This is a genomic window from Streptomyces mexicanus (genome assembly GCF_902506575.1).
Classification (GTDB): domain Bacteria; phylum Actinomycetota; class Actinomycetes; order Streptomycetales; family Streptomycetaceae; genus Streptomyces; species Streptomyces mexicanus.
This window is the reverse complement of sequence record NZ_LR732697.1, coordinates 1-1105: the sequence shown is the minus strand read 5'-3', so window position 1 is coordinate 1105 and position 1105 is coordinate 1. Positions and strand designations below refer to the sequence as shown.

Annotated in this window: 1 protein-coding gene; it reads left to right on the top strand. The window is 68.5% G+C overall.

Going from position 1 to position 1105, the window contains the following annotated elements:
• The first annotated feature begins 190 nt into the window (after positions 1-190).
• Positions 191-679: a hypothetical protein gene (locus tag GV126_RS35400; protein ID WP_201299993.1), complete on the top strand. Its 489-nt coding sequence runs from the start codon at positions 191-193 to the stop codon at positions 677-679.
• Positions 680-1105 lie beyond the last annotated feature (426 nt).

The window sequence follows — 1105 nt, the reverse complement described above, 5'->3', positions numbered from 1 at the left end:
ACCACGACGACCGCGACGACAAGGGCGGCAAGGGCGACCGGGACGACGACTGATCACACCAGCGACACCACCCGACCGACGCGACACGAGTGACGCAGAACCCCGGCCCGCCGTAATCGGGCCGGGGTTCTGTTCTGAGGACCACGCTCCTCACCCGTTCCCCGCCCACCGACACGATGGGATGAGCGACATGAGCACCCCTTTGGCGGAGGACACCAGCGACGACCACTACGTCCTGGACATCCTCGACATCACGCTGAACCCGACGCTGCCGCGCCTCGGCCACCGGCTGCGCTGCACCATGGACGGCTACCTGAAGGAACCCGTCGACCTGACCCGCGTCACCTGCAACGTGGTCATGAAGATCGGTCCGGTGAAGATGCTCGACCGGACCTACCGGCTGCCCGAGCTGCTGGCCGGCATGGGGGCGGGTCTGTGCGGTGATCTGCGGCCCGACGCCGGGCCCTGGAAGCAGACGTGGGACCTGCAGATCCCGAGGACCGTGCCGGTGGCCAGGCACCGCATCGTCCTGCGGGCCCGTACGGGCGACGGCAAGGACTTCCTGGCCCTGAACATCCCCGTCGACTTCAGCCACCGGTTCCGCCCGTTCGCGCCCGGCGACCCCACCGGTTCGCCTCACCGCGCCGTGCCCGTCAGGGACCTCAGCTGGTCCCTCTGACCCGAAGACAGGCGATGTCAAGCACCGACGCGCCGACGTCTTCCGTCAGCCCGGCGCGCTCTGGGGTGAGCCGGTGTCAGTGGGCGAGCACCGGCACCCGACTCCCGGTCAACGCTCCCCCACAGCGGGCTGCTTGACGTCTCATCGCCCCGCCCGCGCGTCGGCGGCCGGGCACCCCGGGTACCTCGATCGGCTCTCTGCAAGCACACTTACGATCCGTCCGAAATGACAGGTTCGTGGGGTGTGAGTACGTTCAATCACAGGTCGGCTTTCCTCAGCGGACCCACCTTTCTCTGACTCTGAGACAGGAGAGTGCATTCCATGTTCAAGACCCGTTCCCACGCGATCACCGCAGGTGTCGCGGCCGCCGCGGCACTGACCGCGACCGGCATCACCTACGCCACCGCCGCCCCCGCGCGCCAGTCC

Bases quoted from the DNA above. Each gene is read 5' to 3' on its own strand.
- GV126_RS35400 (WP_201299993.1), top strand. From the start codon at position 191: ATGAGCACCCCTTTGGCGGAGGACACCAGCGACGACCACTACGTCCTG.